General features: G+C 43.3%; 30 protein-coding genes. 9 read left to right on the top strand and 21 right to left on the bottom strand.

Annotation, left to right across the window (positions count from 1 at the left end; translation table 11 throughout):
* Nucleotides 1–136: 136 nt before the first annotated feature.
* From ACFOET_RS18340 to ACFOET_RS18330, 3 genes are all read right to left on the bottom strand, one after another.
* The gene (locus ACFOET_RS18340; RefSeq protein WP_379025379.1) at nt 137–748 is read right to left on the bottom strand and encodes a Vat family streptogramin A O-acetyltransferase; all 612 of its coding nucleotides are present in this window, start codon (nt 746–748) and stop codon (nt 137–139) included.
* 713 nt (nt 749–1,461) lie between these two features.
* Nucleotides 1,462–1,674, bottom strand: coding sequence for a hypothetical protein (locus tag ACFOET_RS18335; RefSeq protein ID WP_379025377.1), 213 nt, complete (start codon nt 1,672–1,674; stop codon nt 1,462–1,464).
* Between the two features lie 362 nt (nt 1,675–2,036).
* Entirely contained in the window at nt 2,037–2,486 is a 450-nt protein-coding gene (locus ACFOET_RS18330; RefSeq protein WP_379025375.1) for an Rpn family recombination-promoting nuclease/putative transposase, read from the bottom strand.
* 197 nt (nt 2,487–2,683) lie between these two features.
* Here ACFOET_RS18330 and ACFOET_RS18325 point away from each other — a divergent pair, with 197 nt between their 5' ends.
* From ACFOET_RS18325 to ACFOET_RS18310, 4 genes are all read left to right on the top strand, one after another.
* Entirely contained in the window at nt 2,684–3,121 is a 438-nt protein-coding gene (locus ACFOET_RS18325) for a hypothetical protein (RefSeq protein WP_379025373.1), read from the top strand.
* Between the two features lie 11 nt (nt 3,122–3,132).
* Nucleotides 3,133–3,624: a GNAT family N-acetyltransferase gene (locus ACFOET_RS18320; protein WP_379025371.1), complete on the top strand. Its 492-nt coding sequence runs from the start codon at nt 3,133–3,135 to the stop codon at nt 3,622–3,624.
* Between the two features lie 240 nt (nt 3,625–3,864).
* Complete coding sequence (locus tag ACFOET_RS18315; protein WP_379025369.1) at nt 3,865–4,878, top strand: PDDEXK nuclease domain-containing protein; 1,014 nt, start codon at nt 3,865–3,867, stop codon at nt 4,876–4,878.
* Nucleotides 4,879–5,061: 183 nt separating this feature from the next.
* Complete coding sequence (locus ACFOET_RS18310; protein WP_379025367.1) at nt 5,062–5,376, top strand: helix-turn-helix domain-containing protein; 315 nt, start codon at nt 5,062–5,064, stop codon at nt 5,374–5,376.
* A gap of 296 nt (nt 5,377–5,672) precedes the next feature.
* On the opposite strand, the gene ACFOET_RS18305 is transcribed toward ACFOET_RS18310, so the two are convergent.
* Complete coding sequence (locus ACFOET_RS18305) at nt 5,673–6,542, bottom strand: TlpA family protein disulfide reductase (RefSeq protein WP_379025365.1); 870 nt, start codon at nt 6,540–6,542, stop codon at nt 5,673–5,675.
* A 380-nt stretch (nt 6,543–6,922) separates the two neighbouring features.
* On the opposite strand from ACFOET_RS18305, the gene ACFOET_RS18300 reads away from it, so the two are divergent.
* Both ACFOET_RS18300 and ACFOET_RS18295 read left to right on the top strand, forming a co-directional pair.
* Nucleotides 6,923–7,975 (top strand): glycoside hydrolase family 130 protein, encoded by a 1,053-nt coding sequence (locus tag ACFOET_RS18300; RefSeq protein WP_379025363.1) that lies wholly within the window; start codon nt 6,923–6,925, stop codon nt 7,973–7,975.
* 170 nt (nt 7,976–8,145) lie between these two features.
* Nucleotides 8,146–8,391 carry a hypothetical protein gene (locus ACFOET_RS18295; protein WP_379025361.1) on the top strand — a complete coding sequence of 82 codons (246 nt, stop codon included), beginning with the start codon at nt 8,146–8,148 and terminating at the stop codon, nt 8,389–8,391.
* Between the two features lie 213 nt (nt 8,392–8,604).
* Here ACFOET_RS18295 and ACFOET_RS18290 read toward each other — a convergent pair whose 3' ends face one another.
* Together ACFOET_RS18290 and ACFOET_RS18285 are read right to left on the bottom strand one after the other, a co-directional pair.
* The gene (locus ACFOET_RS18290) at nt 8,605–8,922 is read right to left on the bottom strand and encodes a nuclear transport factor 2 family protein (protein ID WP_379025359.1); all 318 of its coding nucleotides are present in this window, start codon (nt 8,920–8,922) and stop codon (nt 8,605–8,607) included.
* A 16-nt stretch (nt 8,923–8,938) separates the two neighbouring features.
* Nucleotides 8,939–9,736 (bottom strand): SDR family oxidoreductase, encoded by a 798-nt coding sequence (locus ACFOET_RS18285; RefSeq protein ID WP_379025357.1) that lies wholly within the window; start codon nt 9,734–9,736, stop codon nt 8,939–8,941.
* A gap of 124 nt (nt 9,737–9,860) precedes the next feature.
* Here ACFOET_RS18285 and ACFOET_RS18280 point away from each other — a divergent pair, with 124 nt between their 5' ends.
* Nucleotides 9,861–10,229: a winged helix-turn-helix transcriptional regulator gene (locus ACFOET_RS18280; RefSeq protein ID WP_379025355.1), complete on the top strand. Its 369-nt coding sequence runs from the start codon at nt 9,861–9,863 to the stop codon at nt 10,227–10,229.
* A 23-nt stretch (nt 10,230–10,252) separates the two neighbouring features.
* On the opposite strand, the gene ACFOET_RS18275 is transcribed toward ACFOET_RS18280, so the two are convergent.
* The 15 genes from ACFOET_RS18275 to ACFOET_RS18205 form a co-directional block, all read right to left on the bottom strand.
* Complete coding sequence (locus tag ACFOET_RS18275; protein ID WP_379025353.1) at nt 10,253–10,546, bottom strand: hypothetical protein; 294 nt, start codon at nt 10,544–10,546, stop codon at nt 10,253–10,255.
* A gap of 140 nt (nt 10,547–10,686) precedes the next feature.
* A complete protein-coding gene (locus ACFOET_RS18270) occupies nt 10,687–13,071 on the bottom strand; it encodes an ABC transporter permease (RefSeq protein ID WP_379025352.1) in 2,385 nt (794 codons plus the stop codon).
* Nucleotides 13,072–13,289: 218 nt separating this feature from the next.
* Nucleotides 13,290–13,823 (bottom strand): DinB family protein, encoded by a 534-nt coding sequence (locus ACFOET_RS18265; RefSeq protein ID WP_379025350.1) that lies wholly within the window; start codon nt 13,821–13,823, stop codon nt 13,290–13,292.
* Nucleotides 13,824–13,838: 15 nt separating this feature from the next.
* A complete protein-coding gene (locus ACFOET_RS18260) occupies nt 13,839–14,780 on the bottom strand; it encodes a helix-turn-helix domain-containing protein (protein WP_379025348.1) in 942 nt (313 codons plus the stop codon).
* 69 nt (nt 14,781–14,849) lie between these two features.
* Entirely contained in the window at nt 14,850–15,653 is an 804-nt protein-coding gene (locus ACFOET_RS18255) for an SDR family NAD(P)-dependent oxidoreductase (protein ID WP_379025346.1), read from the bottom strand.
* A gap of 408 nt (nt 15,654–16,061) precedes the next feature.
* The gene (locus ACFOET_RS18250) at nt 16,062–16,469 is read right to left on the bottom strand and encodes a VOC family protein (protein ID WP_379025344.1); all 408 of its coding nucleotides are present in this window, start codon (nt 16,467–16,469) and stop codon (nt 16,062–16,064) included.
* A 101-nt stretch (nt 16,470–16,570) separates the two neighbouring features.
* On the bottom strand, nt 16,571–17,131 hold the full coding sequence (locus ACFOET_RS18245) for a dihydrofolate reductase family protein (protein WP_379025342.1): 561 nt from the start codon (nt 17,129–17,131) through the stop codon (nt 16,571–16,573).
* Between the two features lie 37 nt (nt 17,132–17,168).
* The gene (locus tag ACFOET_RS18240) at nt 17,169–17,393 is read right to left on the bottom strand and encodes a hypothetical protein (RefSeq protein ID WP_379025340.1); all 225 of its coding nucleotides are present in this window, start codon (nt 17,391–17,393) and stop codon (nt 17,169–17,171) included.
* A gap of 105 nt (nt 17,394–17,498) precedes the next feature.
* Nucleotides 17,499–17,984: a methyltransferase family protein gene (locus ACFOET_RS18235; protein ID WP_379025338.1), complete on the bottom strand. Its 486-nt coding sequence runs from the start codon at nt 17,982–17,984 to the stop codon at nt 17,499–17,501.
* Nucleotides 17,977–18,516: an AAA family ATPase gene (locus ACFOET_RS18230; RefSeq protein WP_379025336.1), complete on the bottom strand. Its 540-nt coding sequence runs from the start codon at nt 18,514–18,516 to the stop codon at nt 17,977–17,979. The genes ACFOET_RS18235 and ACFOET_RS18230 overlap by 8 nt, the downstream gene beginning before the upstream one ends.
* 159 nt (nt 18,517–18,675) lie before the next feature.
* Nucleotides 18,676–19,149, bottom strand: coding sequence for an SRPBCC family protein (locus ACFOET_RS18225; RefSeq protein WP_379025334.1), 474 nt, complete (start codon nt 19,147–19,149; stop codon nt 18,676–18,678).
* Between the two features lie 88 nt (nt 19,150–19,237).
* A complete protein-coding gene (locus ACFOET_RS18220) occupies nt 19,238–20,182 on the bottom strand; it encodes an SRPBCC domain-containing protein (RefSeq protein WP_379025332.1) in 945 nt (314 codons plus the stop codon).
* Nucleotides 20,148–20,525, bottom strand: coding sequence for an ArsR/SmtB family transcription factor (locus ACFOET_RS18215; RefSeq protein ID WP_379025330.1), 378 nt, complete (start codon nt 20,523–20,525; stop codon nt 20,148–20,150). Before ACFOET_RS18215 ends, ACFOET_RS18220 begins: the two co-directional genes overlap by 35 nt.
* Before the next feature lie 321 nt (nt 20,526–20,846).
* The gene (locus ACFOET_RS18210) at nt 20,847–21,095 is read right to left on the bottom strand and encodes a hypothetical protein (RefSeq protein WP_379025328.1); all 249 of its coding nucleotides are present in this window, start codon (nt 21,093–21,095) and stop codon (nt 20,847–20,849) included.
* A gap of 284 nt (nt 21,096–21,379) precedes the next feature.
* A complete protein-coding gene (locus tag ACFOET_RS18205) occupies nt 21,380–21,751 on the bottom strand; it encodes a DUF6597 domain-containing transcriptional factor (RefSeq protein WP_379025326.1) in 372 nt (123 codons plus the stop codon).
* Between the two features lie 59 nt (nt 21,752–21,810).
* On the opposite strand from ACFOET_RS18205, the gene ACFOET_RS18200 reads away from it, so the two are divergent.
* Together ACFOET_RS18200 and ACFOET_RS18195 are read left to right on the top strand one after the other, a co-directional pair.
* Nucleotides 21,811–21,939 carry a hypothetical protein gene (locus ACFOET_RS18200; protein WP_379025324.1) on the top strand — a complete coding sequence of 43 codons (129 nt, stop codon included), beginning with the start codon at nt 21,811–21,813 and terminating at the stop codon, nt 21,937–21,939.
* A 54-nt stretch (nt 21,940–21,993) separates the two neighbouring features.
* Nucleotides 21,994–22,998, top strand: a complete 1,005-nt coding sequence (locus tag ACFOET_RS18195; protein ID WP_379025322.1) for a C45 family autoproteolytic acyltransferase/hydolase — start codon at nt 21,994–21,996, stop codon at nt 22,996–22,998.
* Nucleotides 22,999–23,339 lie beyond the last annotated feature (341 nt).

Here is a 23,339-nt window from a genome sequence, read left to right as displayed (position 1 = left end):
CTTCATTAGGCTACTTTTACTACTAGCCCATGCAGAGAACCTATTGATTTATAAGGGTAGTTGTAACATGCAACGTAAAATATCCGATCGTGAATTACAAATTTTGATTAGTTATACTTGTTTCAAATAGAGGCAATCAGGACGTTTTGCCGGTAAGAAGTTCCAGGTTTTCCGTGATCTTTTTTATATCCCAGTTCCACCATTTCAACGCCAATAGTTCGGCAATCTTTTCAGTGGAAAACCTTTTTTTGATCTCCCTGGCGGGATTGCCGCCGACAATCGTATAGGGTGCAACATCCTTTGTTACGGTTGCATTGGTGGCGATGATGGCCCCATCCCCCACCTTGACCCCGGGCATAATCGTTGCACTGCTCCCGATCCAGACATCATTCCCGATTACGGTATCGCCTTTAAACGGGAGGTCTGATAATTCAGGCTCCACGCGCTTCCAGTCTTTTCCGAATATATTAAACGGATACGCCGTAATCCCGTCCATTTTATGGTTGGCCCCATTCATGATGAATCTGACGCCGGATGCAATCATGCAGAATTTACCGATGATCAATTTATCACCAAGGAAATCATAATGATACTTGACGTTCTTTTCAAAGTTCGCCACATCCTCGAAATCATCGTAATAGGTATAGTCGCCCACCTCAATATTCGGGTTGGTAATGATATTTTTCAGGAAACAAAGCCTGTCGTAATGCGCAAGGGGAAATTTTTCGTCTTTGTCTGGTATCTGCATGTGTAAATTCGCAAGTGTTACAGCTTTGATGCTTCGTGTTAGCTAATCGCTAAACTACGAAAAAAGTGTAATATCGTACCAATAACTTCAGTGCCGGCGGATTCCGGAGTAGCAATCTGTTGTTCTTTTTACAGCTATGGATTTAATTGAACCTAAATAAATCTAACATCAGTGCATTGTACTTGGTGGCCAACGGTTTAAAGTCATCTCCCTACCTTAAAGAAGAGGATTGGATTTTAGAAAGCTGCTCTATTTCTGCGATTTCAGGGTAAGGCCAAGCGATCCATTTGCCGGATCTATTACCGGTACTTTTGCATCGGCCTGGAACGAAATAGAGTAGGTGGATATAAAGAATTTTTCGTATTGTCTGTCCGGTAGTTGATCTTAAAATCTTTCAGTTCGGCTAGCTCGGAAATAGTTAGGAGTCGCCCAGCTTCACGGGGAATCCGGCCCCCCTTAGCCATACAATACTTTCTGGTTTTTCTTTACGGCATCCGAGTAAACCCGGGCAATTGAATTTGACATGATTAGTTCTTTTAGGTAAATACCTGATTAATTGATCTTTGTATAAAAGTAGGTGGTTGATGTTCGCTGTGAAATACTCAGTAATGGGTATTTTTTGGGTGGTATGGGTAGGGGGTAAATTGTTGGTGGGGTTGGTTGTAAACAAAAAAGCCATCGCAAGCGATGGCTATGTTCGGTTATAAGGAAACTTATGTGTTTTTTTTCCGGAGCTCCGCGCGAACCTTCTTGACGAAGTCGATGGATACTTCGGCTACCTCGGCAGCCTGTTCGTTCGTTAAACCGAGTTTAACGATGAGATTTCTTACCACTTCGGTTTTGCCTTCTAATCTTCCTTCACGCCTTACGCTGTCAAACGCATTTTGTGTATCCCACTTAGCCTTTAGACTTGCTTCGTATGCCATTCGTTCCTCCTTTTTTAACTTGGCCACTTCCGATATCTTAAAAATCAGCTGGAACCTGCATAAATTGCCATTAATTGAAAAGGCATGTATAATTTATGCAAGCTTCATTGCCTTTAAAAAACAAATAACTCGAATGAAAAATCCGCTTATCCAGAAATGTCGGCACCTTATCCAGTGTGCTCATATGTTTTAACAGATACATCCACTTATCCATGTCGGCGAGCAGATCATCCGCCTCTTTTACAAAGTTAACAATTTATCAGATTCTTGTCAGCTTTCATTGGCCTGATAGAGCCCTTACGGGGTTTCTAAAAACTTAAAACCCAACTTATTGTAAAAAGGTTTGCAGGCGTGCTTATCCATCAGGGCGATGTCGTGGAAGTAACGGTCTGAGGTCTCGGCATCATGCTGAATTCCAGAATACCGATCAGATACACTTCCGGAAGCTTGTAACTGTTGGCTTCTCGTCCCTTCCGAAGCAGCCGCTGGATGAGCCGTGATACGTAAAACAGGGCCCGGTCCTTGAAATGATCCTGCCGGATGCGCTGCATCTCCACAATGAAATATTCGCCGTTGTCGCCCCGGCAGTGCAGGTCGAAAATGACACGCTTATCCGTAACGTCGTCCCCATCGTATTCATTGGGTGCATACGTTAGATCAATGATGTGTTTCTCGCCCTGGAACAGGTCGTTTAAAAATTCGATCAGAATCTCTTTATTGGGCTCCTGCCCGAAAAGACGGCGGAAGCCCCAGTCGGTGAGCGGATCAATGAATTTCCCGATTCGGGGTTGTTTGGGTTGTTGGTTTTCCATAATCCAGTTTTGATTGGTTATGAGGCAAAGATAGGGAATTACTTGATTTTAACTAATATTTTTAGCCAAAACAAAAAGAAATAAGGTGGTCTATATAGCCTGGAAATAAGGTGTGACCAACCGTAAATCGCTGTCTTTGCCTTTTACGGCAACGGACTCATAATGGGTAAACATGAGCTTACCCTATTTTCTCTCGAATGAAATATACATTTGATATTATAGCTAACGCCACAATTTCTACTTTTTTCAAAAAGCTGGGATTCGGTAATTTTATCAGAGCATCAGAACACGTAAAACAGCTCCCCTACCGCCGTAACCAGGATAAGAACAGTATCACCTGCGTTCTGGACGATCGGTGCGGTACGTGCAGCACTAAACACGCGCTGTTGAAACGGCTGGCCGACGAAAACGGACATTCGGGGGTAAAATTAATGGTTGGCATATATAAAATGGATGGTCATAACACCGATGGTATTAAGCCGGTGCTTGAGAGGCATGGGCTAAACTACCTGCCCGAAGCGCATAACTACTTAAGGGTAAACGATGCTGTTCTAGATTTTACCGGCTTGGGCATGAGAAAGGCCGATCTTTCTAACAATCTACTAACCGAGATCGAAATTACCCCAGATCAATAACTGATTATAAGGTGGGTTATCATCGGGATTACCTCGCCAAGTGGTTGGTTGATGAAGGTCTGCCCTATTCGCTGGACGAAATTTGGCAAATCCGGGAGGAATGTATCAAGGAAATCGCTATGAAGCAATGTGAGCTGACGACAGATAGGTTAATGATGCGTCCCTTCCGCGCCGAGGACAGTTCCGTGATGTATGCGCTCAATGAGGACCCTGAGGTGCTGCAATACACAGGCGATGTGCAGTTTGAAGATGTCGCGGCAGAATACGACATCGGTTACCGATTCTTTAAGCAGCATTGGGGTAAAGGATATGCCACGGAAAGTGCAAAGGCGGCCATGGATTATGGATTCGGAACGCTGAAACTGGATAGGATAATCGGCCGCGCCAGGGTGGAAAACCCTGCATCCATCAACGTCTTTAATAAGTTAGGTATGCGCTTCGTTGAGCCATACACCGAGAAAGGACAGAATTGGGTGTTGTATGAGGTAGTTAAGGAAATATAGGTCTGAAATTGGATCGAAAGAAATGGATAATCGTATAAAAGAAAATGCGATGGGGACATATGGGGTGCGGCCGAGGTGAGGTGAACCCTTTAAGCGGCGCGGCGGTCATAAAGCCGTTGGCTGTACGAAGGTAGCGAGCGGGAATAGGAAGGACATTACGGAAAACCGAAACGCGTTGAATTTAACAGCTTGTCTGACAAATTTAAATTTACTACTTTTGTTAGCATAAGCCGGAATACTATGGAAACAGTTGTAGCAGATGTTATAGCCATTATCGAGGAAGGCCGCAGAAAAGCGATTAATGCCGTAAACACGAGTATGGTTGAAGCGTATTGGCTGACAGGTAAGCGCATTGTTGAAGAAGAACAGCAGGGAAAGGAACGCGCCACATATGGGCAAGCTGTAATTAACAATCTTTCAAAAGAGCTTAATCGCCGATTCGGCAACGGCTACTCTCCTGCAAACCTTCGTAATTTTCGACAGTTTTATTTGACATACCCCGAAAAAGAGATTTGCTACACAGTGTGTAGCAAATTGAGCTGGAGTCACAACAGACTTATTATGAGAGTCGAAAACCCTAAAGCAAGAGATTACTACCTCCAAGAAGCGGCGGAACAAGGATGGGCTGTGCGTACATTGGAAAGAAACATCAACTCTTTCTACTACGAGCGCCTGTTGACTTCGAAGGATAAGGAAGCTGCCATCAAACACAGCAATACGTTGGAAAAGCAACGTACCGAAGATTTCATCAAAGATCCTTACGTATTCGAATTTCTCAATATTTCACAACCCGTAAACGCCTCAGAAAAAGATATCGAATCCGCTCTTATTGAAAACCTGCAACAATTCCTACTCGAACTCGGTAAGGGCTTTTCATTCGTCGGTCGCCAATATCGGATAAGTACAGAGTTAGAGCATTTCTATATCGACTTAGTTTTCTACAATTACCTACTAAAGAGCTTCGTACTTATTGACCTGAAAGTAGGCAAATTGACACACCAAGATATCGGACAGATGGATATGTACCGAAGGCTATTTGACGACTTAAAGAAACCCGAGGGCGATAATCCCACCGTCGGCATTATCCTATGTACCGAAAAAAGCGAAACGGTAGTCAAATATTCGGTCATTAACGACAACAATCAAATATTCGCTACTAAATACATGCTCTACCTCCCCTCCGAGGAAGAATTGATCGCGGAGATAGAACGGGAAAAGGAGAAGTTGAGGTTGTTGGGCAAGGAGAAAGAATAATGTTCACTTTTTAGTGAATAAGGCCAATAACCTCCGGTTGCATTATTGCCGGTTGTCGGAGAGCGTGGTATTCCTGTTTGATGGTGATATTAAAACGGCAGGCGCGGCACAGGATTGCCCGAACGTACGACCGCATTTCGTAATGGCAAACAAACTGGTACAGGTCATCTAATATGGAATAGCATGAAAACGGAAGAAAGAATGCACGCTCGTAATTCTGGCGTCACAAAGGAAAATAACCTGATCTCCAATTGGTTAGAAGAATACGGCGATCCCGCAATTGATAAATTAGTGAAGCGTAATTTGGCCGTTGCCAACAGAATTGCAGATATACTTGCCCAAAAAAACATGAAACCCGCTGATTTAGCCAAAAAGCTGGGTAAGCAACGGTCCGAAATCAGCAAATGGTTAAGCGGAACCCATAGTTTTTCTACAAAAACAATCACTTATATTGAATGCGCACTGGGTGAAGATATCATTTTTGTGGAGGCTTCGTAAAATGCAACTTTTCTCCAACAGCCGAGATGACTTTTCTTATGTACGCCATAACAAGTCAGATCATAAACTTGCCAAAAGAAAAGAGTCCCAATATAATGGCAATACGCATAATAATCTTCCCGGGCCTGTCATTAGTCTACCCCAGTCAAGGGCCAATTGACTTCTCGCGGTTATATGATTATTGGACCGACTCTTATATACACGTACGTTATAAAGGGAAAAACTATCGGTTTGATACAAAAGAAGATGGTGGGTAGTTTTGGGTTTCTCGGGATAACGTTGTGGTGTTCATTCCATCACCTTATTGCTCTTGACCGTTGAAGCGTCCTATCAATTTTGTCTACGGAACCCCAAAACACAATGCTCCCTTCCGGATTCAAGACGACAGTCAATGGAAAGCCGAAAGGGCCAAATAAATGATATAGCTCCTCATTACCAGGCCCTGTAAGGTTCTCAATTTCGATATCATAATTGGCGAGATAGGCTGAATCGGCTCCGATCGTATCGCGGCCTATAGGTATGTTGACCAAATAAAATGCGATATTTTCTTTATCCGAATATGTATTGTATTTCTCCTTAAGTGCAGGTATGTATCTTGGGGTATAAACACATGATGTATTCCAAATAAAAAATACCGTCGTTTTTCCGATAAAGTCATCATTAGTCAACGCGACGGTATCTTTTAAAAACGTAAACGGCGGACATTTTTTAAATGTCTCCCCATTTCTTAACGTTCCATAAATCATAAAGTCTTGCCAGGTGTTTGCAAACTGCACATACACCCAAAGCCCGATGAAGAGTGGTACGAGCGCTATTGCTACCCTTAATATCCTGCTGGTTGCCTTTTCTAATAGATAACCAAGTAAGATCCCAAGAAACGGGGCAACGATGAGACCGGGCGCATAGTGAATAATCGGGAGGAATAAAACAGCTATGGATAACGCAATAAATGGGGTCGATAGTAAAAACGTATGGACCATTTTTCGTCTTGGAACGTCAGCTTTCCGTCTCAACCAGAACGTTAAAAGCATATAGGCAAACAAACCGATTACAATATTGATGTGAAAGTTGTAATAGCTTCGCACAAAAAATATACTCGATGTGCACAGAATGAGTACGCCAAAAGAAAGCACCGGAGTTTTCCAGTATTTTGTGACAACTTTCATAAGCATCACTATTTAGAGATAAGATCTAATTTTTAATTGAGATGCTTATAGTTGTGTATTTCCATAAACTAAGGAAATGGTAATTGGTGGATGGCGAATAATGCTACGTTCGCAAAATGTAGCGGTCTAAAAAAACATAATTTTATTTATTCATCAAACAACCGGTTTAGCCACTCATCAACCGTACTCAACAGGACGGGCGAAACCGGTTCCCGAATCCGAAAGACTTCAGTCGGCGAACCATTTCCCGATGTTGTTTGCAGAAAATGAAAGTGACCAGGTTAATAAGGACATTGGATGGGTGTTTTTACTGAACTTTTTACGCATGTTATTGTTTCAACATAAAAGAAGCCATACGCCATTTTGATTCTGAAAGTACGATGATAGATATAGCCCGTCGATTTCCCGAAAATCCCCTTGTGGTACCGAAAGATCTGAGCCCCAGTAGTGAAGGTCTCTCAATTATTTGCCTGTTTAATCCCGGTGCCTTTACCTTTGAAGGAAAAACATGGCTGGTAGCCAGGGTCGCTGAAGGCATTTCCCGAAAGCCAGAGGTTATATCCTTTCCCGCTATCAATGACCAGGGGAAAACGGAGATCGTTGAAGTCCCATTAAATGACCCTGAGCTTATCGCCAATGACCCCCGGAAATTGTCCTATAAAGGCTTAGGGTACCTCACCACGATTTCGCATTTAAGATTGCTTTGCAGTGATAACGGTGTGGACTTTTATGAGCCTGAAGGATATGGTCCGCTGACTGGCCAAGGAACCCATGAAAAGTTTGGCATTGAAGATTGCCGCGTCACTAAAATAGATGATACCTTTTATCTTACCTACACCGCCGTGTCAGACAATGGGGTTGGTGTGGGGCTCCGGCTAACAAGAGATTGGAAAAACTTTGAGCATAAGGGCATGATATTTCCGCCTCACAATAAGGACTGTGCAATTTTTGATGAGAAAATAAATGGAAAATACTACGCCTTGCACCGGCCGGTAAGTATTGAGGTTGGCGGAAAATATATCTGGCTGGCCGAATCAAGTGACGGCCTGCAATGGGGAAATCACCAGTGTATCGTAAAGACACGGACAGGGCTTTGGGACAGCGCACGTGTAGGCGCCGGCGCGGCACCTATCAAAACTCCTTATGGCTGGCTGGAGATTTATCACGGGGCTAATGCAGAACACCATTATGCCTTAGGCGCATTTTTGATGGATCTGGACAACCCTGCAAAAATCATCTCCCGAACCGTAGAACCAATTATGGTCCCACGCGAAGAATATGAGATCAGTGGCTTCTTTGGAAATGTGGTATTCACTAATGGCCATATTGTAAACGGGGACGAAGTAACCATTTATTATGGAGCAGCTGATGAATCCATTTGCGGGGCAAAATTTTCAATACAGGAGATATTGTCGTTGCTGCAGGAGTTATAGCAGGGATATATCACGCAGGATATTTATTTGTACCTGCCCGGAAGCCGAACGATTATCCTATCTGTTGCCGAAAACGACACGCTGGTGTTGAACTGGGATCGGAACACCCTGTGGGAGTCGCTAAGCATACATAGCGCAGATACAGCCCGAAATCTGATGCTCCAGGTGCAATGGGTGATTCACCAAAAGCACCGCATGCCGATGATCGACCTGCGGAGGGACTTTACGAAAACGAAAGCAACTACACCCCTGCGGAAAAATACGAATGGATAAACGATCGGCATAACGCCGTGCTGGAAACAGTACTTGCTTATGCCGACGGCGGAAAAGCGGACGTGGACCGGATACTGCTGGCGCAGTATTACAACCTGACCAATTTGTTGATCGACCATGGGCTCTACCCCACCTATCGGTGAAAGGCTGTGCTTGATACCGTTATAACGGCATACGCGGATCGCGGGACTCAACCCTCATGCAGGACTGGCTCCTGGCCAATCAGCTGATAATTGACCTGAACCATACCGATTTTTCATCCGTAAGCGATTATTGCAATGACAGTTTTTTTAAACCAGTGACTGTCAGATCAAGTAGTGGCTATTACAATAAGTCCAAGCCAAATTAGCCCTTTTTCAGCCTGTTATTTTTAAAGACTGAATAAGTCCGTTTTCTAATTCAAAATGATAAGACAGAACAATCGGGCTTCCGGGAAAATTGCCCGAGACTTCGGCTTTCAGTATTTCCTCTGTCGCTGAATATTCCAAAGGTTTCATAACGGTTTGGTATTCTTCATTGGCTCTTTTAATCCATTGTTGAATTTCCATTTTTCCATTGTACGTTTTCCCCTCGTCAAAAACGACGGCTGTTTCAGAAAAACAATTAGAGTAAGCCAAGCTATCGAAACTGTTTTGTGCTTTTGCTAAATCTGCGATTACGTTTGGTAAATCCATATTTTTATTTTTTTATTTAAATAGTTGGTATTGTTCCGCCATCGATTACAAATTCTGTCCCTGTTAAATAATTGGCTCTTGGAGATACCAAAAAACCAACCAATTCTGCAATTTCTTCGGGCTGTGCTGGTCGCCCAAATGGTATTCCGCCCAAACCGTCCATTACGCTTTGTGTGGCTTGTTCAATTGATGTGTTTGAACTTTCGGCAATTCGTTCCATCATTTTTATAGAAGCAGTGGTATTTATCCAGCCTGGGGAAACCGTTAAAATACGGACACCTTTTGGTGATACTTCGTTTGATAAACTTTTGCTGTAATTTAGTAAACCTGCCTTTGCTGAGGCATATGGTAAAGTGCTGTCAAACAAGGGTAATCTCGCCTGAATAGAAGCGATATGAATGATGACGCCACTTTTTCTTTCTAACATTTGCGGTAAAAACCCTCGATCTAAGCGAACAGGTGCGAGTAAATTAATCTGCATTGCAGTTTCCCAGTCTTCGTCTGTCAATACAGAAAAACCACCGCCTCTTGTTTCTGAACCACCTAAATTGTTTATCAAAATGTCTAATTTTCCAAACTTTTCTAAAACTTCGGCGACTACTTTTCCGCTTCCCTCGGCGTTGCTCAAGTCTGCTGAAATAAAATGTAAATTTGTGTTCAGATTTTGATTTTCGGGTTTATTTCTTGCCGTTATTATTACGGTTGCACCCGCTTGCAAAAGCCTTTCTGTAATTGCTTTTCCTGCTCCTTTTGTACCACCTGTTACCAATGCTATTTGGCCTGATAGCTCATTATTGAAATTAAATCGTTCCATTTTTTATTTATTTACGTGCAAAATTGAGCTATACAATTGTTTCTGGCAATAACGGAAAATCGAATTGCATAGGGATAATTTTTTCCCTATTGCACAATTTGGAACATTGACCTAGGTTTGTCCAATGAAGGATAGAAAAATACCATTGAACTTAAATTGTGGTCTTGACCTGATCGGCGAAGTGTTGTATGGTAAATGGAAAATTCGTTTGCTTTGGTTTATTAATGAAGGACATAAACGCCCAAGCGAACTGCAACGTAAAATTCCTGATGCTTCAAGGCGAGTGTTGAATATTCAGTTGAAGGAATTGGAAGAACACGAATTAATTTCAAAATTTATTTATCCTGTTGTTCCTCCAAAAGTTGAGTATTCGCTAACAGATTTTGGTCAAACCTTAATTCCAATTATTTCAGCTTTGGGAAATTGGGGCGATGAAAATGAAGAACGTTTGCGAAATGTCATTATGCAAACGTCAGAAGGCTCATCTATGTAAATCCCACATATATGTCTAATCGCTTAAGTCTTCGGTATACTGGTTGCCAAGGTAGTTTCAAATGCGAAGTCAGCCCCTTCTTCCAACAGTTCATGGATGCGGGAAAGCATAATCCGACCTGCCTCAAGGGCCACACCTTCAGGATTGAATGGAGAAAGTCCAGCGGCGATATTATCTGCATTTACAAATTCTTTGCAACCCCAAATCTCTGGTAATATGGTATAACTGGCTGTGGTTTTCCCAGCACCATTGCAACCGGCTATAATGTAAAGATTCGGCATAAAGGCCCCAGCCCCAAGGTAACTTATATAATGCAACTTTGCAAGTTTGGCTTTTTGGAGGAATTTACATTCTCTCTTGGAATTTCCGATCTGGCAAATTAGCCAAGGCATACGACTTACACTGCAACCGCTTACCATTTCACGAACCGTTACCTGGAGGCATCGGTCATTGCTTTCTATTCATTCCGTAAGCTGTGTACGGGATTGGCCAATGCCGCTTTGATGGCTTGGAAGCTGACCGTTACGATGGTGATCAAAAGTGCTAAAACTGCGGCCAACACAAAGACCACCCAACTGATGCTTACTCGGTAATCATAATTCGAAAGCCATAGCGCAAGATAATACCAAGCGATGGGTACAGCGAGGATGCAGGAAATCGCCACCAACAGCAGAAACTCTTTGGATAACAACCGCCATAGGTTGACCACACTTGCACCAAGTACCTTCCGGATGCCAATCTCCTTGGTGCGCTGCTCGGCCACAAAACTTGCCATACCGAATAGCCCCAGGCACGAGATAAATATGGCAAGCACGGCGAAATAAGATGACAGTTTGCCGATGCGTTCTTCGGCCAGGAACTTGTCTCCAAAAGCTTCGTCTACAAACGTGTAGTCAAACGGCACATCGGGAACGCGTTTTTTCCAGGTGTTCTCGATCATGCTGATGGATTTGGCTGCGCTTTGGTTCGGGTTCAGTTTTATCACCAGGTTCGCCATATCATTGACGGGCGCTATGCGATAGAGCGTCGGACGCACCGGAAAGAATGGCGACTCCTGCAAGATGTCTTTCACCACAGCGATGATGGTGAAAGGCTGTTCTTCCCACATCAACGTTTTGCCTACAGGCTCTTCGTAGCCGATAAATTTAGCGGTTGTTTCGTTAATAATAAAAGCAGTGGAGTCCGTGGCAAAGTCCCTTGAAAAATCCCTACCTGCTTTGATCTCCCATTGTATGGTTTTGCCGAAATCGTACGACACGGCATTGTTGGGGAAGTCAACACCCAGATTGGGGTCTTTGCCCTCCCAATCGAACCCCCCGTTTGTATTCCATACGCTGGTCAACGGGCTCATGCAAGCTGCCATTTCCTCGATGGCACCGGCATTTTTCAGCTCGGTTCGTATTACCTCAAAATGTTTTTTGATTTCGTCCTGGAGATTGATGTTTACCAACCCTTGTTTGTTGTACCCAACCGGTCGGTTTTTTGCATGCTGGATCTGTTGGTAGACAATGATGGTTCCGATGATCAGCATGACGGAAACGGTAAATTGCGCAACCACCAAGACTTGGCGTGGGACACTGGCAAACCGGCCTACACGAAATGTTCCTTTTAGCACTTTCAACGGCTGGAATGATGACAGGTAAAGGGCCGGATAGCTTCCAGCCAACAGACCGGTAATGAAAATAAAAGCCAGATTGAACGACCAGAACAACGGGTTTTGCCATGGAATACCCATTTCTTTGCCCGCCACTTCATTGAATAAGGGTAATAGCCCAATGACCAGTAGCAGCGAAAACATAAAGGCCAGCAGTACGATCAAATAGGATTCGGCAAAGAACCGGCCGATCAATTGCCAGCGATGCGAACCTACCGTTTTGTGGATACCCACCTCCTTAGCCCGCTTTTCACTGCGGGCAGTGGCCAGGTTCATGAAATTGATGCACGCCAGCAGCAACACGAATAGGCCAATCATACCAAACAACCGGACGTACCGGATATTTCCGCCCGTGTTTATCCCGTTCTTGAATTCGCCATACAGCTTCCATTTGTTCATGGGGTGAAGGAAAACCTGCCATTGATATCTTTTTTCCCCTTCGTTGACGTTGTTTAGCTTGGCATTTTTGATTTTGGCGGAAACGGCTTCAAAATCCGCATGATCGGAGATTTGCACAAAGGTCTGAGAAAAATTGCTTCCCCAAGGGTTTTGCATTTTTTTTACCCAGGGATTCTGGATGAGCCACAATTCCCAAGGCGCCATGAGTTTTATATCACTGAATGAGGTGTTGTCTGGCAGGTCTTCATAAACGCCCGTCACCTTAACCTCATAATTTCTATCAAAGGTGATGGTCTTATGCATGGGATCTTCGTCGCCAAAAAGGGCTGCTGCGGTGGAAGCAGATAGCAGGATGGAATACGGGTCTTTCAATCCATCCCGTGTTCCTTTAAGCATCTGAAGGGTGAGCATTTCAGGGGCATCGGCTTCAAAAAATATCCCTTCTCTGACGAAATGTTTACCCCCGATGGACAACATATGCCCACCCCGCCACGATGCTTGCACCACGTACTTGAAATCGCTCCCATACTTCGTCCGCAGCTCGGGCCCCATTAATCCGGGGTTGGAGTTTTGGGTTTGTATCCTGCCGTTGAAATTGGCATGCTGCATCACTTGAGCGATGTGGTCGTAGTTTTCATGGTATCGATCAAATGTGAGCTCATCATATATCCAGAGGCCGATCAGCATGGCCACGGCCATACCCACGGCAAGCCCCCCGATATTGATGGCGCTGTACCCCTTGCTCTTAGCCAGGTTGCGCCAGGCGATTTTAAAATAGTTCCTTATCATGACCGAGATTCGTTTACTGTCCGTCGTGGTTATGTGCAGACATCAACAAATCTGCCAACAAAAAAAAACACGTTAGCGACAAGGAATCACCGATTTACCTATTAGTCGGTGTCCGAATACGGACAGTAAGTGTGCGAATACGGACAGGCCGATCGGTCGTGGTCGCTTTTGGTAACCGCTGGATTGGTGGAGGCAACACGGGAATCGGAAGTCAGAACTTATCTTCCGAGTTTGACGTCATGTTGCAGGTTTAAAAACTTAATGGTAATACCAAGCTGTCCTAAATGATAAAGGTCGTGATGGATAAGCCCCTCAATTAAATATTTAAAGCTGTATCCATCACGGTACCTATTTTCCAGAAAAGTGTCGTCTTTATCCGACAACATATCAATGAGCGTAAAGATACTTTGATAAAATTCCTTTTGGAGATCCAACCAACCGATCTCCTTTAATTGGTCGTTTGTACGCCAGTTTTCAGGACTATCAATTGTTAAATTAGCATCCAAGCCCTTCATCTTGCGGATAGATTCAATTCGCCATACCAATACATGGGAAATAAGCTCTGCTATACTGTGTAATTCAGGCAAAGGCCGTTCAAAAACTTTATCCGCTCCGACACTGTCTATTTTCCGTCTATAATTTTCATCGAGCCAGTTTTCCTTTTCTTGTATATCCAATAGCTGCGAAATGATATTTTGAATGAGCTTATTGTTCGTTGCATTTTTTTTCGTTTGTGACGAATGATTTTCCATAACAGTGTGGGGTTATTATTTTGTTTCTGCGATTGCTGGTTCAATAAACGCCGCCCGAAACTCCAATGGACTTTGCTTGGTTTTTGATTTGAAAAATTTACTGAACGATTGCGGATGTTCGAAACCGAGTTGGAAAGCGATTTCACCGACGGAAAGTTTGGTAGTGGATAGTTTTTCTTTGGCTCTTTCGATTAATTTTAAATGGATATATTGCTGTGCACTTTGCCCGATCATCGAACGCAGCATGTCACTCAAATACCCCGCGGAAATATTGAGTTTGTCAGAGATATACTGGACTGAGGGCACGCCTAATTCCAGTGCTTTGCCCTGATTAAAATACGCTTCTAAAATAGACTCTGTCTTCTGAAGAAGTTCGTTGTTGACCACTTTTCGGGTGATGAATTGCCTTTTGTAGAAACGATTGGCGTAATTCAGTAACAACGCTATTTGTGAAATGATAACTTCCTGACTAAATTCATCAATCCGATTACTAAGTTCCTGCACCATGATTTCAAAAAGAGCGGTCATGATTTCTTTTTCCTGACTGGACAGGTGTAAAGCCTCGTTCACGGAATAAGAAAAATAACCATACTGCTTTATTTTGTTTGCCAACGGATGGCCCAACAGGAAATCCGGATGCACGAGCAGCAAGTAAGCGTAGGTTTTTCTGTGGTATTCTGTAGACCCTACCAGCTGATGAGGGGCTATGAACAGCATACTGCCCTCATTGAAATCGTAATAATCCTGTCCGTATTTCAGCCTCCCGCTGTTCTGGGTGATGAACGTGATTTTATAGAAATCGAGCACATCATAGATAGGTGCCATATCCGTATTGAACGGATTGTTTTCATTGAAATGGACCAAACTGATCAACGGATGTTGAGGTTTGGGCAATCCAAAAGCTTGATGGCTCTCTGATATGGAACGAAATCGCACAAGGCGCTCTTTTTTTCTCATTGGTTAAAATTACTTAAAAACCTGTGATAAAAATTCATTTACCACAGGTTTTTTAATCTGTTGGTGTGACTACCAGGCAAGTACATGATCTGGTCCGGCGATGTCGGCCGGACCGGTGAAACTACCTGTTGGAAGGTCTTCTGCCAATGCGACACGGATTGGCTCCAACGATCCGTATTCAACCGTGTCGGTTCCCTGAAAATTATTAAGAGCGGTTGCCGTAAAGCCAGGGCTGACCAGATGGACTTTGATATTGTTTTTTTCTAATTCAATCGCTAAAGAAAGAAAAATCCCGTTGAGTGCCGTTTTGGATGCACCATAAACAGCATCAAAGCTCGAACGGTATGGATTCTGGGGATTTGCATTGATCGTCAGCGATCCCAGGGCGCTGGAAACGGTGACAATGCGGGCAGCGGTCGTGTTTTTCAGCAAAGGCAAAAAAGCCTGTGTTGCCGCAAGCGTTCCAAAAACATTGGTATTCCAAACCGTACGTAATTCGCTGATAGAAGCGACACTGGGCATTTGTGAGCTCAATATTTCCTCCATGGTCATCCCGTCTTTTCCGGTATGAGAAATGGCGGCGTTATTGACCAAAAGTGTAAGATAGCCGTATTCGCCTTGGACTTTTTTTACTGCTGCCCGAATGGAATCGGGATCTGTAATATCCAACTGAAGGGCAATGGCATTTTTCCCAAGCTTAGCAGCGGCATTTTGGCCTTTTGCCAAGTTTCTTGAACCTACAAAAACGGTATACTGGTGCTCGGCCAATGCTTTGGCAATCTGAAAACCAATGCCTGTATTGGCACCTGTTACGAGTGCGATTTTGTTTTTCTCTGTTTGCATCTTTTTACTATTTAAAGTTTGATGCAACAAAGTTCAATACTGCTGTTCTTAGGTTTGTAGCCAAACTAAGGATTGTTGTAGCTGAATTGAGAATACTTGTTTTCAATTGAAATATTATACGCTGCCTATTAGGTAAGCATTAGTTAGACGCCGCCCTGGCTTACTCTCTTACTTCCATTTACTGGCGGCACGGCCCATGGCATGTCTATAGACCAACGTATTTCCGAAGCCGATAGCCTAGAGGCTGCTGGGGAGTTTGACAAGGCTATTGTGCACCGTAAATCGTTTTTAGCGATAGAAACCGAGTTTCGCTTTTTATTTTGGTATGCTGCCTCGTCCATTGAAGCCAGCGCCTGTTTACCATTTTACGTTGTAAAATCATTCTACCGGCTCTAAACACCAAAGGCGTCGTTATCTCGGCGGATGGGGCCGCACGGGCTACTCATCAACTTCGTGAGTAACAGCTAGTATTGCTCCCATAGGATCTTGCAACATAGCATACGTATAATTGCCCTTGTTATCAAAAGCCTCTTTAATGACCTTCCCGCCCAACTGTATACATTTTTCGACACTATCCTTTATGTCTGCCACATTAATGTACACAATCCATTGCGGCGGAATACCTAGATTTGCTCCCCGCGCATGACAGACCCCTCCCATCCAATTTCCCTCGGCGTCTTTCATTACATAATCAACGTAACTCGGATCGTTGCCCATGCTTAATTCTTCGGTGGTCCATCCAATTACTTGAGCATAAAAATCCTTTAGCTCACTTGCATCAGGCACTGTTAGATCTGCTGATACTATGGCACCAACGCTGTACTTCTTTTTTGCCGGCTCGCCCATATTAGTAGTTTAAAATTAAATGATTGCAATTCAATAATTACATTTCAATTGTAAAAACAATATTAACGATTATTAATAATAAGTGAATGGAAAAGTGGCTTTTACTTATTGTTATCAACGCTATAAAACAATCCTACCAATCCTGAACTGTATGTTTTGGATTTGATCAAACGAAGCTGAATACGTTCTTGTATTTCCTTGAATAAGGGTATCCCTCCGCCTAAAATAATCGGGTTGATTCCGATTCGGATTTCATCTACCAAATCGAGATTAAGCAGGGAGGTGATCAACCCGGATCCGCCGAATAACCAAATGTCCTTTCCTTTTTTTGATTTTAATTCAAGTACTCTTCGCTTTACATCGTTACGAATAATTTCAGGATTTCCTTCGAAATCATATTTAGCGTTTGAAAAGACAACCTTGGTCATTCGGTTTACTTTGTCGTAAAACTGTTGCTCAGCTAATGAACTGCCCTCGGATGGCACATGATTGCCATACCTTTCATAACTCGTCCGACCATATAAAACGGTATCAACCTCATCCGTAAAAGCAACAAGTTCTTCACCATTCTCACCGTCAAAAATAATCCAATCCACTTCCTGGCTCGGTCCCTCTATAAAGCCGTCAAGGGACACTGCTAAATCCAATATTATTTTTCTCATATCAATCGATTTGTATAAGGTAATTTGTTCATAGCCATCATACAAAATAAAGCAAATTGCCAAACCCCACGCTCACCAAAAATGCTAAAAATATTCCTGTCCCGGCATCAATACGCTTATTGCCATAGCAAAGGTAGGCTTTTGGGGAATACCTGTGATTTGTATCCTTTCCCAAGGCTGCTCTCAGCGAAGCAACCAATACTTCGCCGGCTTCATATCCGTCATCGCCTGCTCCATGTATAAATATTATTTGCTTGTTCATAACAAAATCCGTTGCGAAACGTATTCGTCTATTGCCGGCCATAATAAAGCAAGGCAGTTCCATGAGGCCGGCTCCCAAGGGCACGGTGACACAAAGATAGTATATTCATATCCAACGCCGTACCCGGCTTTTATACCGTCTGTATTCGTCACCGAAAACATATTCCAGCGTCTTCTCTTCTGGTATGATTTGAAAACCGGTAATAACCCCAGCAAAAACTGCTACTCCGATGATGGCGGTCCAGTTCGTCAGCATAACCGTCCAACCGATCAACAACACAGCCATTCCCAGGTAGACGGGATTTCGTGAAAACCCGTAAATGCCGGTTGTCACCAAAGTGCTTACCTCAGGTAACGAACGCCGACCCGGCCGTTCGGTGGTACCGTGCTTATATAGCGTGGCCTTAGCCGAAAAAATGATGACTAGTCCGGATAGGAATATTATCAATGCTAACACGGCATGATAACCTATTTCAAATCCGAACCCAGGCAGGTACCTTGCCAACAGCCACATCAATGTACCACAGCTCAATAGGATGATATCAGGTGGAATCTTTGCGTCCATGTACAACGTATCTATCGTTTTACCCAATCGGCCGGTTTCCACTCAATTCGTGAGATATTTTACCAAGTACTTGATCGCATCGGTTTGACAACGTCCCCGTCACTTCGATTGTCTCGATGCTAAAAATCCCCATACAATCATTTAGTATTTCATTTACTTGATATCTAAGGTTTAAAAGATCTGATTCATGGCGTGGTATTAAGTCCGGCCTTTCTATAGGGACAAATACGAGAAGGTCAATTTCTGTCACTATACTTTGAACTTTATGATAGATCGATTCAATATTTCCGATCGTATCTAAGGCTTGGATATATGCCAAAATATCAATCGGACATCTGTCAAAAATCACATTGTCCCCGCTTGTAAGAATTTGTTTTATTGAATAGTCGAGTTGTTCAACAAAGTCATCAACATTTGGTTTTTCGGAAAATCCATACCCTAATCCCTCCAACGCGTAATAGGGTTCGGCTTTGAGCTCATAATCAGTGAGACATTCGTGAAGTTTTTCAGCCAATGTCGTTTTTCCGACACGGTGTGCTCCTATTATAGCTATTCTCAACTAGGTCGTTTTTAGATGGCGGTGAACGTCAAATGATTCTGGAGTTGTCGAATAGTCCGATGTAAAGGTTCATCGCCTGCTCGGCGTCGTTTTTCTAAAAGTCATGAATGTTGTGATCTGTTTTTCCATGTCAATTTCTGTTTACGCTTTATTGCATTGTCATTTTTGTTGGATGCTTGGAAATTTATCCCTCACCAAATTAAGTTCAATACCGAATTCCAGCCAGGCTTTCAACCCGTCTAGTACGGTCGTAAATCCGCCGGCATTGTCCATGACAGCTTGAACCAGGTCGTCGCCAGTTTGGTGAAAACCGTAATTTTTGATTACGACATAGGTGGTGTCGGCGGTCAGCGCCGTGAACTCAAAATCCACCGTGGTCGTGGTATCTGGAGTGTTGTCCCACTCAACTGATATTTTCTCGTTGGGTACGATTTCCTTTACTAGCACTTCACTGGAAACATGGTACATTTCCCATTCCCAGATAATCCTTTTACCTGTTTCCAGTTGGCCGCTTGACTTGGTAAACCAGAACTTAGTTGTAATGTCGGGGTCAATGAATGCCTGGAAAACCATTGAAACGGGCTTCCTAATCATCATCTGGCATGCCACTGTCGGTACTGCTTTCTTTTTCATGTGCTATATTTTTTCATGTTGTTAACAAGCTTATCTCATGCATGCGCCCTGGTTTCCGGGAACAACATCTGATACGCGCTGCGCTGTTTTAGTGTTTCATCAAAAATTCCGGCAGCATTTTCCCGATGATATCACTCCACCCACCGTTGAAGCTCTTCCATGTAAAATCGGCACTGTCCTGCGGGAAGGTTTCCAGTCCGTGATGGGTAAGCCTCAGCCTGGTTTTGCTTTCCATTTTGGCTAATTCAAACGATACCAGCGAATAGCCGGCATGCCCCTCATATTGCCAGCTGTATTGCAGTTTCTGTTGTGGAATGACCTCTGTGACCGTACATAGGTGCACGTACTGCTCGCCCTTATGTCCCTGCCCGCGGAACGAGAAGCGGAAACCGACCTCGGGTTTAAAGTCATCCAGATCGAAATACCATTGCTTTAGTTGATCTTTATCAGCAATCGCTTTCCAGACTTTTTCCACCGGGGCATCGAGTTCCTTCTCAACAACCACAGGCGGGTTTTTGATGAGCTCGGGATGGCTGGGATAAACGGCTTCGGCATACCAGACCTGCGTCTCGAAGTGTCTGGTTTCGTCGTCCTCCGCGCCGAACAAGCATACTTCCCTACTGCCGTTAAGCCGTTCGGCCAACAAGTCAAGCAGATCGTGGAAACCCGCAGGTGCTTTTACCGCATAATCCGCTGCCAGCTTGCTGTAGGTCAAGACCAGCTTCGTGATATGCTCGTCCACCGCGGTCAGTTCCCAGACGGCCAGCTCACCCTCCCAAGTCCACACAAACCGCCTCGGCGGTTCAATAGCCACGATCTCTCCGTAGGATTCGGTTTTGTCCTTATCCCTGAACTGGAACGTAATGGTGCCTCCTGGGCGGAAATCCATGACAATATCAGTAAACCAGAACTTCAGTTCGTCGGGGTCGGTAATGGCATTCCAAACCTTTTCAATTGGATGGGGTAGCACCCTTTCAAAGACGACTTTGTAGCCATCATTATCTTTCGATATTTTTCCTAAGGGATTCTCCATGATGTGTTTTTTTTTCGTCTGCTATTTTATCAGTAAAATCGTTCAGGTAATTTTCCAAGGCACCGAGTTTCTGCGTCCAGAATTTTTTGTACTGTACTATCCATTCGTTTACCTCACTAAGCTTTTCCAGTCTGGCCTCACAGATGCGTTCTCGCCCCTGTTTCTTCATAGACAATAAGCCGCATTCGGCGAGTATCTTTAGATGTAGGGAAATCGCCTGTCGGCTTACATCGAATTGTTCGGAAATGGCATTGACATTGGTAGGTTCTTTGGCGATCATGCCGATGATTGCCCGTCTCGTCGGGTCGGCTATGGCCTGGAAAACATCTCTTCGGGCTTCCATAATTCGCAAGTGTTTGCTTGCAAATATAAATGCAAGTATTTACTTGCACAAATTTTTTATACATTTTTTTACCGATGCAGGCTTCCGTAGACAGTGTTGATAGGCCATAGCCTCAAGGAAGCAAACTGATTCTGGTGTGATGGGCGCTGTTTTGTTTGGTTTGGTTGGCCAAGCATTGCCTACTGAACCAAAGAAATGAACATGAAAAGGAACGTATTGTTATTCGGACTAATCATCGGGGTCATCCCGTGTGCCAACATGGTCGTCATGGTCAAATGATGTACAGTGACACACGGACTTCAAGGGGAATGACATTGTAGGCTATGCCGCGATGATCATCCTGTTTTCACTTAATTTCTTCGGCGTTAGGAACCATATTTTTTCCAATCTTTTCAGGTCTTCTGAGACCGCCTTCGCGTCTTGCTCGAATTCTTCTTCGGTTCTGTTGGGCATCCAATATAACGTGAAATTAATCTCGCTCCCTTGACCATTTTCAATGACTCTCATCGGATTGTATACAATTGTGCCGTCAGGGAGCGTGACCCAATGGTCTTTATGAAGTTTGTCCACGCAGGCATATTTTCAGGGTTGTACGCATAGCGATATACTTCGTCGACAGGCCTATTAATCGAGACACCGATATATTTTGCAGGGTAAGTTATAATATTCTGTTTGTTCATATGATTACTATTATTCTGACCAAACGGCGAGTTCATATCCGTCTAAATCTGTGAATTGGAAACGTTTGCCTCCGGGAAAACTGAAAATATCTTTAACAATAGTGCCTCCCGCGCCAATTACTTTACTTTTTGTCGCTTCAATATCTTCCGAAAAGAGAATGACTAAGATAGTCCCTATCTTATGAATGTCGGGTGAGAGCGCCTTTTGAATTCAATAGTAATATCTTTGATTTCATATAATGGTGCATAACTGTAAAACGAAGAAAAAGCTGAGGGTTTGAAGCGAACTCCTACAAGCTTATTGGATGAGCTCATAAAGGTTCTTTTAAAAGTGGTCATTGTTCCAACAAGATAAGTCTTCTCCGAATACATTGTTAGCGCTCCGTTGTCTGTTTTGCACTTTTCCCCTAGATTAAAAATCAAGTCAACACAATTATCCGGCAAAATTATCTCTTCGGTACTTTGCTTTTCAACACCCTCACTCATCCAAAAGGCATCGATGTAGTCTGCTAAATCTGGATGTGGTTTAATCTCCTTGTAAGTCATATTTCTATCTATAGGAGGCCATCTAACACTGACATTCACTTTGGTTTCAAATTGTTCGTATGTCACTCCAACACACGGAACTGACCGCGGGCGAAATTTTTAAACGGACAGGACTGACAACAGGTGCGGTTACGGGTTTGATAGACCGTAATCCGAAGCTTACTGGCATCGTTGTGCAGAGCGGCTAATTGCGTATATTTGTGTATTGTGTAGCACTTAAAAAAAATTGACTTGCAATAAGAATGTACCATCCAAGACTATACGGTGAATTTTATGAAATGGGGCTGAGGTACGGCAATTTACTTCGTGACAAAGCAAATTTCGTTCTTCCAAAAATAAGTGACCAAAAAACTAAATTTGGACTCGAATCCTATAAAGAACTACAAGAGTATTACCCCGAGATCGTACAAGAAATAAGAGGTTTTGCAGAAGGAATTAAAGATAAACCTGAAAAATTAGGAACGTTTCTTTCAAGTCTTGGAGTTTATGACACAACAGGACAATGCAGCGTGTTTGCATTTAGGAATAAGGACGCCGTAATTATTGGTAGAAATTACGATATGCTCTTTGACTTTAAGAAGTTTACAGAAAGTAGTTTGATTGCCCCCAAAGAAAAATATTCATACATAAGTCAATCAGATGTTTTTATCGGACGTTCTGACGGAATAAATGAAAAGGGGTTATCAATTGCAATGTCTTTTGTGAATGGAACAGAAGTTCAACCAGGAATCGGGTTTCACTTTATTATCAGGAAAGTACTAGAAAATTGTAGCAATACAGAACAAGCAGTAAATTTAGTTCAAGAAACAAAGGTAGCATCAGCAACTAACTTTCTGATTGCGGACAAATCGGGTGAAATTGCTGTGGTGGAATCTGCGCCGCAAAAAAGCGTAGTCAGACGCCCAGAAAAACATGAAAATTTTATCTACATCACTAATCAGTTTGTAACAAAAGAAATGAAACGCTTTGACCAGGGAGGCGTGGAATGGAGTAAAAGTGCTGAACGATACAACGGATTAAAAATCAACCTAAAATCTATTGAAAACATGGATTTGCAAAAAGCTAAAGAAATATTATCTGACAAATGTGTATGCTTGAATTTACAGAAAGAAAAGTTTGGAACCATTTGGTCGGTCGTAGCGAATTTGAATGAGTTGAAAATAGAGAGAGCAGAAACAAAACCCACACCCACTAATTATAAACCTGAAACAAGACTTGATTGGTGGCTAAAAAAGAGGAATAAATAACGCTACAAGGTCTCAAAGCTCTTCAAGTGTAACTACCTGATAGGGCTGCTTATGGTTGACTTTTTTGATGGTATGATGGATCCGTAGGCTTGGCGAGTAACGCTTGCTAGTGATCCGGGCGATATGTCATCCTCAGGGCCCCAATGACGTCGGATGCGGACCACTGCCTCAGGTCTACTAGTAGGTACAGTCGTAAATGTTAACACGAAATGTAAAGGATAATAATGTTGGAAACTGTGCGATACTCCCCAGTTGTTAGACAACTTTCGTCCAAAGTTAAATTTATTTAAGACACTTTTTTTGAGTTATCATTGAATTTGCTGTTGGGCGTTTCCTTGCCG

Source organism: Parapedobacter deserti (genome assembly GCF_042646065.1).
Taxonomy (GTDB): domain Bacteria; phylum Bacteroidota; class Bacteroidia; order Sphingobacteriales; family Sphingobacteriaceae; genus Parapedobacter; species Parapedobacter deserti.
The sequence above is the reverse complement of the archived record's forward strand: the minus strand, read 5'-3'. Positions and strand labels throughout refer to the sequence as shown.

What these genes read in the sequence shown, in the direction of transcription:
- ACFOET_RS18205 (WP_379025326.1), bottom strand. Translation starts at nt 21,751, where the DNA reads ATGACTTACAAGGAGATTAAACCACATCCAGATTTAGCAGACTACATC.
- ACFOET_RS18300 (WP_379025363.1), top strand. Translation starts at nt 6,923, where the DNA reads ATGATAGATATAGCCCGTCGATTTCCCGAAAATCCCCTTGTGGTACCG.
- ACFOET_RS18240 (WP_379025340.1), bottom strand. Translation starts at nt 17,393, where the DNA reads ATGAACAAGCAAATAATATTTATACATGGAGCAGGCGATGACGGATAT.
- ACFOET_RS18215 (WP_379025330.1), bottom strand. Translation starts at nt 20,525, where the DNA reads ATGGAAGCCCGAAGAGATGTTTTCCAGGCCATAGCCGACCCGACGAGA.
- ACFOET_RS18225 (WP_379025334.1), bottom strand. Translation starts at nt 19,149, where the DNA reads ATGAAAAAGAAAGCAGTACCGACAGTGGCATGCCAGATGATGATTAGG.
- ACFOET_RS18280 (WP_379025355.1), top strand. Translation starts at nt 9,861, where the DNA reads ATGAAGGATAGAAAAATACCATTGAACTTAAATTGTGGTCTTGACCTG.
- ACFOET_RS18265 (WP_379025350.1), bottom strand. Translation starts at nt 13,823, where the DNA reads ATGGAAAATCATTCGTCACAAACGAAAAAAAATGCAACGAACAATAAG.
- ACFOET_RS18310 (WP_379025367.1), top strand. Translation starts at nt 5,062, where the DNA reads ATGAAAACGGAAGAAAGAATGCACGCTCGTAATTCTGGCGTCACAAAG.
- ACFOET_RS18220 (WP_379025332.1), bottom strand. Translation starts at nt 20,182, where the DNA reads ATGGAGAATCCCTTAGGAAAAATATCGAAAGATAATGATGGCTACAAA.
- ACFOET_RS18250 (WP_379025344.1), bottom strand. Translation starts at nt 16,469, where the DNA reads ATGGGCGAGCCGGCAAAAAAGAAGTACAGCGTTGGTGCCATAGTATCA.
- ACFOET_RS18335 (WP_379025377.1), bottom strand. Translation starts at nt 1,674, where the DNA reads ATGGCATACGAAGCAAGTCTAAAGGCTAAGTGGGATACACAAAATGCG.
- ACFOET_RS18200 (WP_379025324.1), top strand. Translation starts at nt 21,811, where the DNA reads ATGTCACTCCAACACACGGAACTGACCGCGGGCGAAATTTTTAAACGG.
- ACFOET_RS18340 (WP_379025379.1), bottom strand. Translation starts at nt 748, where the DNA reads ATGCAGATACCAGACAAAGACGAAAAATTTCCCCTTGCGCATTACGAC.
- ACFOET_RS18295 (WP_379025361.1), top strand. Translation starts at nt 8,146, where the DNA reads ATGGGTGATTCACCAAAAGCACCGCATGCCGATGATCGACCTGCGGAG.
- ACFOET_RS18245 (WP_379025342.1), bottom strand. Translation starts at nt 17,131, where the DNA reads ATGAGAAAAATAATATTGGATTTAGCAGTGTCCCTTGACGGCTTTATA.
- ACFOET_RS18195 (WP_379025322.1), top strand. Translation starts at nt 21,994, where the DNA reads ATGTACCATCCAAGACTATACGGTGAATTTTATGAAATGGGGCTGAGG.
- ACFOET_RS18330 (WP_379025375.1), bottom strand. Translation starts at nt 2,486, where the DNA reads ATGGAAAACCAACAACCCAAACAACCCCGAATCGGGAAATTCATTGAT.
- ACFOET_RS18325 (WP_379025373.1), top strand. Translation starts at nt 2,684, where the DNA reads ATGAAATATACATTTGATATTATAGCTAACGCCACAATTTCTACTTTT.
- ACFOET_RS18260 (WP_379025348.1), bottom strand. Translation starts at nt 14,780, where the DNA reads ATGAGAAAAAAAGAGCGCCTTGTGCGATTTCGTTCCATATCAGAGAGC.
- ACFOET_RS18305 (WP_379025365.1), bottom strand. Translation starts at nt 6,542, where the DNA reads ATGAAAGTTGTCACAAAATACTGGAAAACTCCGGTGCTTTCTTTTGGC.
- ACFOET_RS18285 (WP_379025357.1), bottom strand. Translation starts at nt 9,736, where the DNA reads ATGGAACGATTTAATTTCAATAATGAGCTATCAGGCCAAATAGCATTG.
- ACFOET_RS18290 (WP_379025359.1), bottom strand. Translation starts at nt 8,922, where the DNA reads ATGGATTTACCAAACGTAATCGCAGATTTAGCAAAAGCACAAAACAGT.
- ACFOET_RS18315 (WP_379025369.1), top strand. Translation starts at nt 3,865, where the DNA reads ATGGAAACAGTTGTAGCAGATGTTATAGCCATTATCGAGGAAGGCCGC.
- ACFOET_RS18270 (WP_379025352.1), bottom strand. Translation starts at nt 13,071, where the DNA reads ATGATAAGGAACTATTTTAAAATCGCCTGGCGCAACCTGGCTAAGAGC.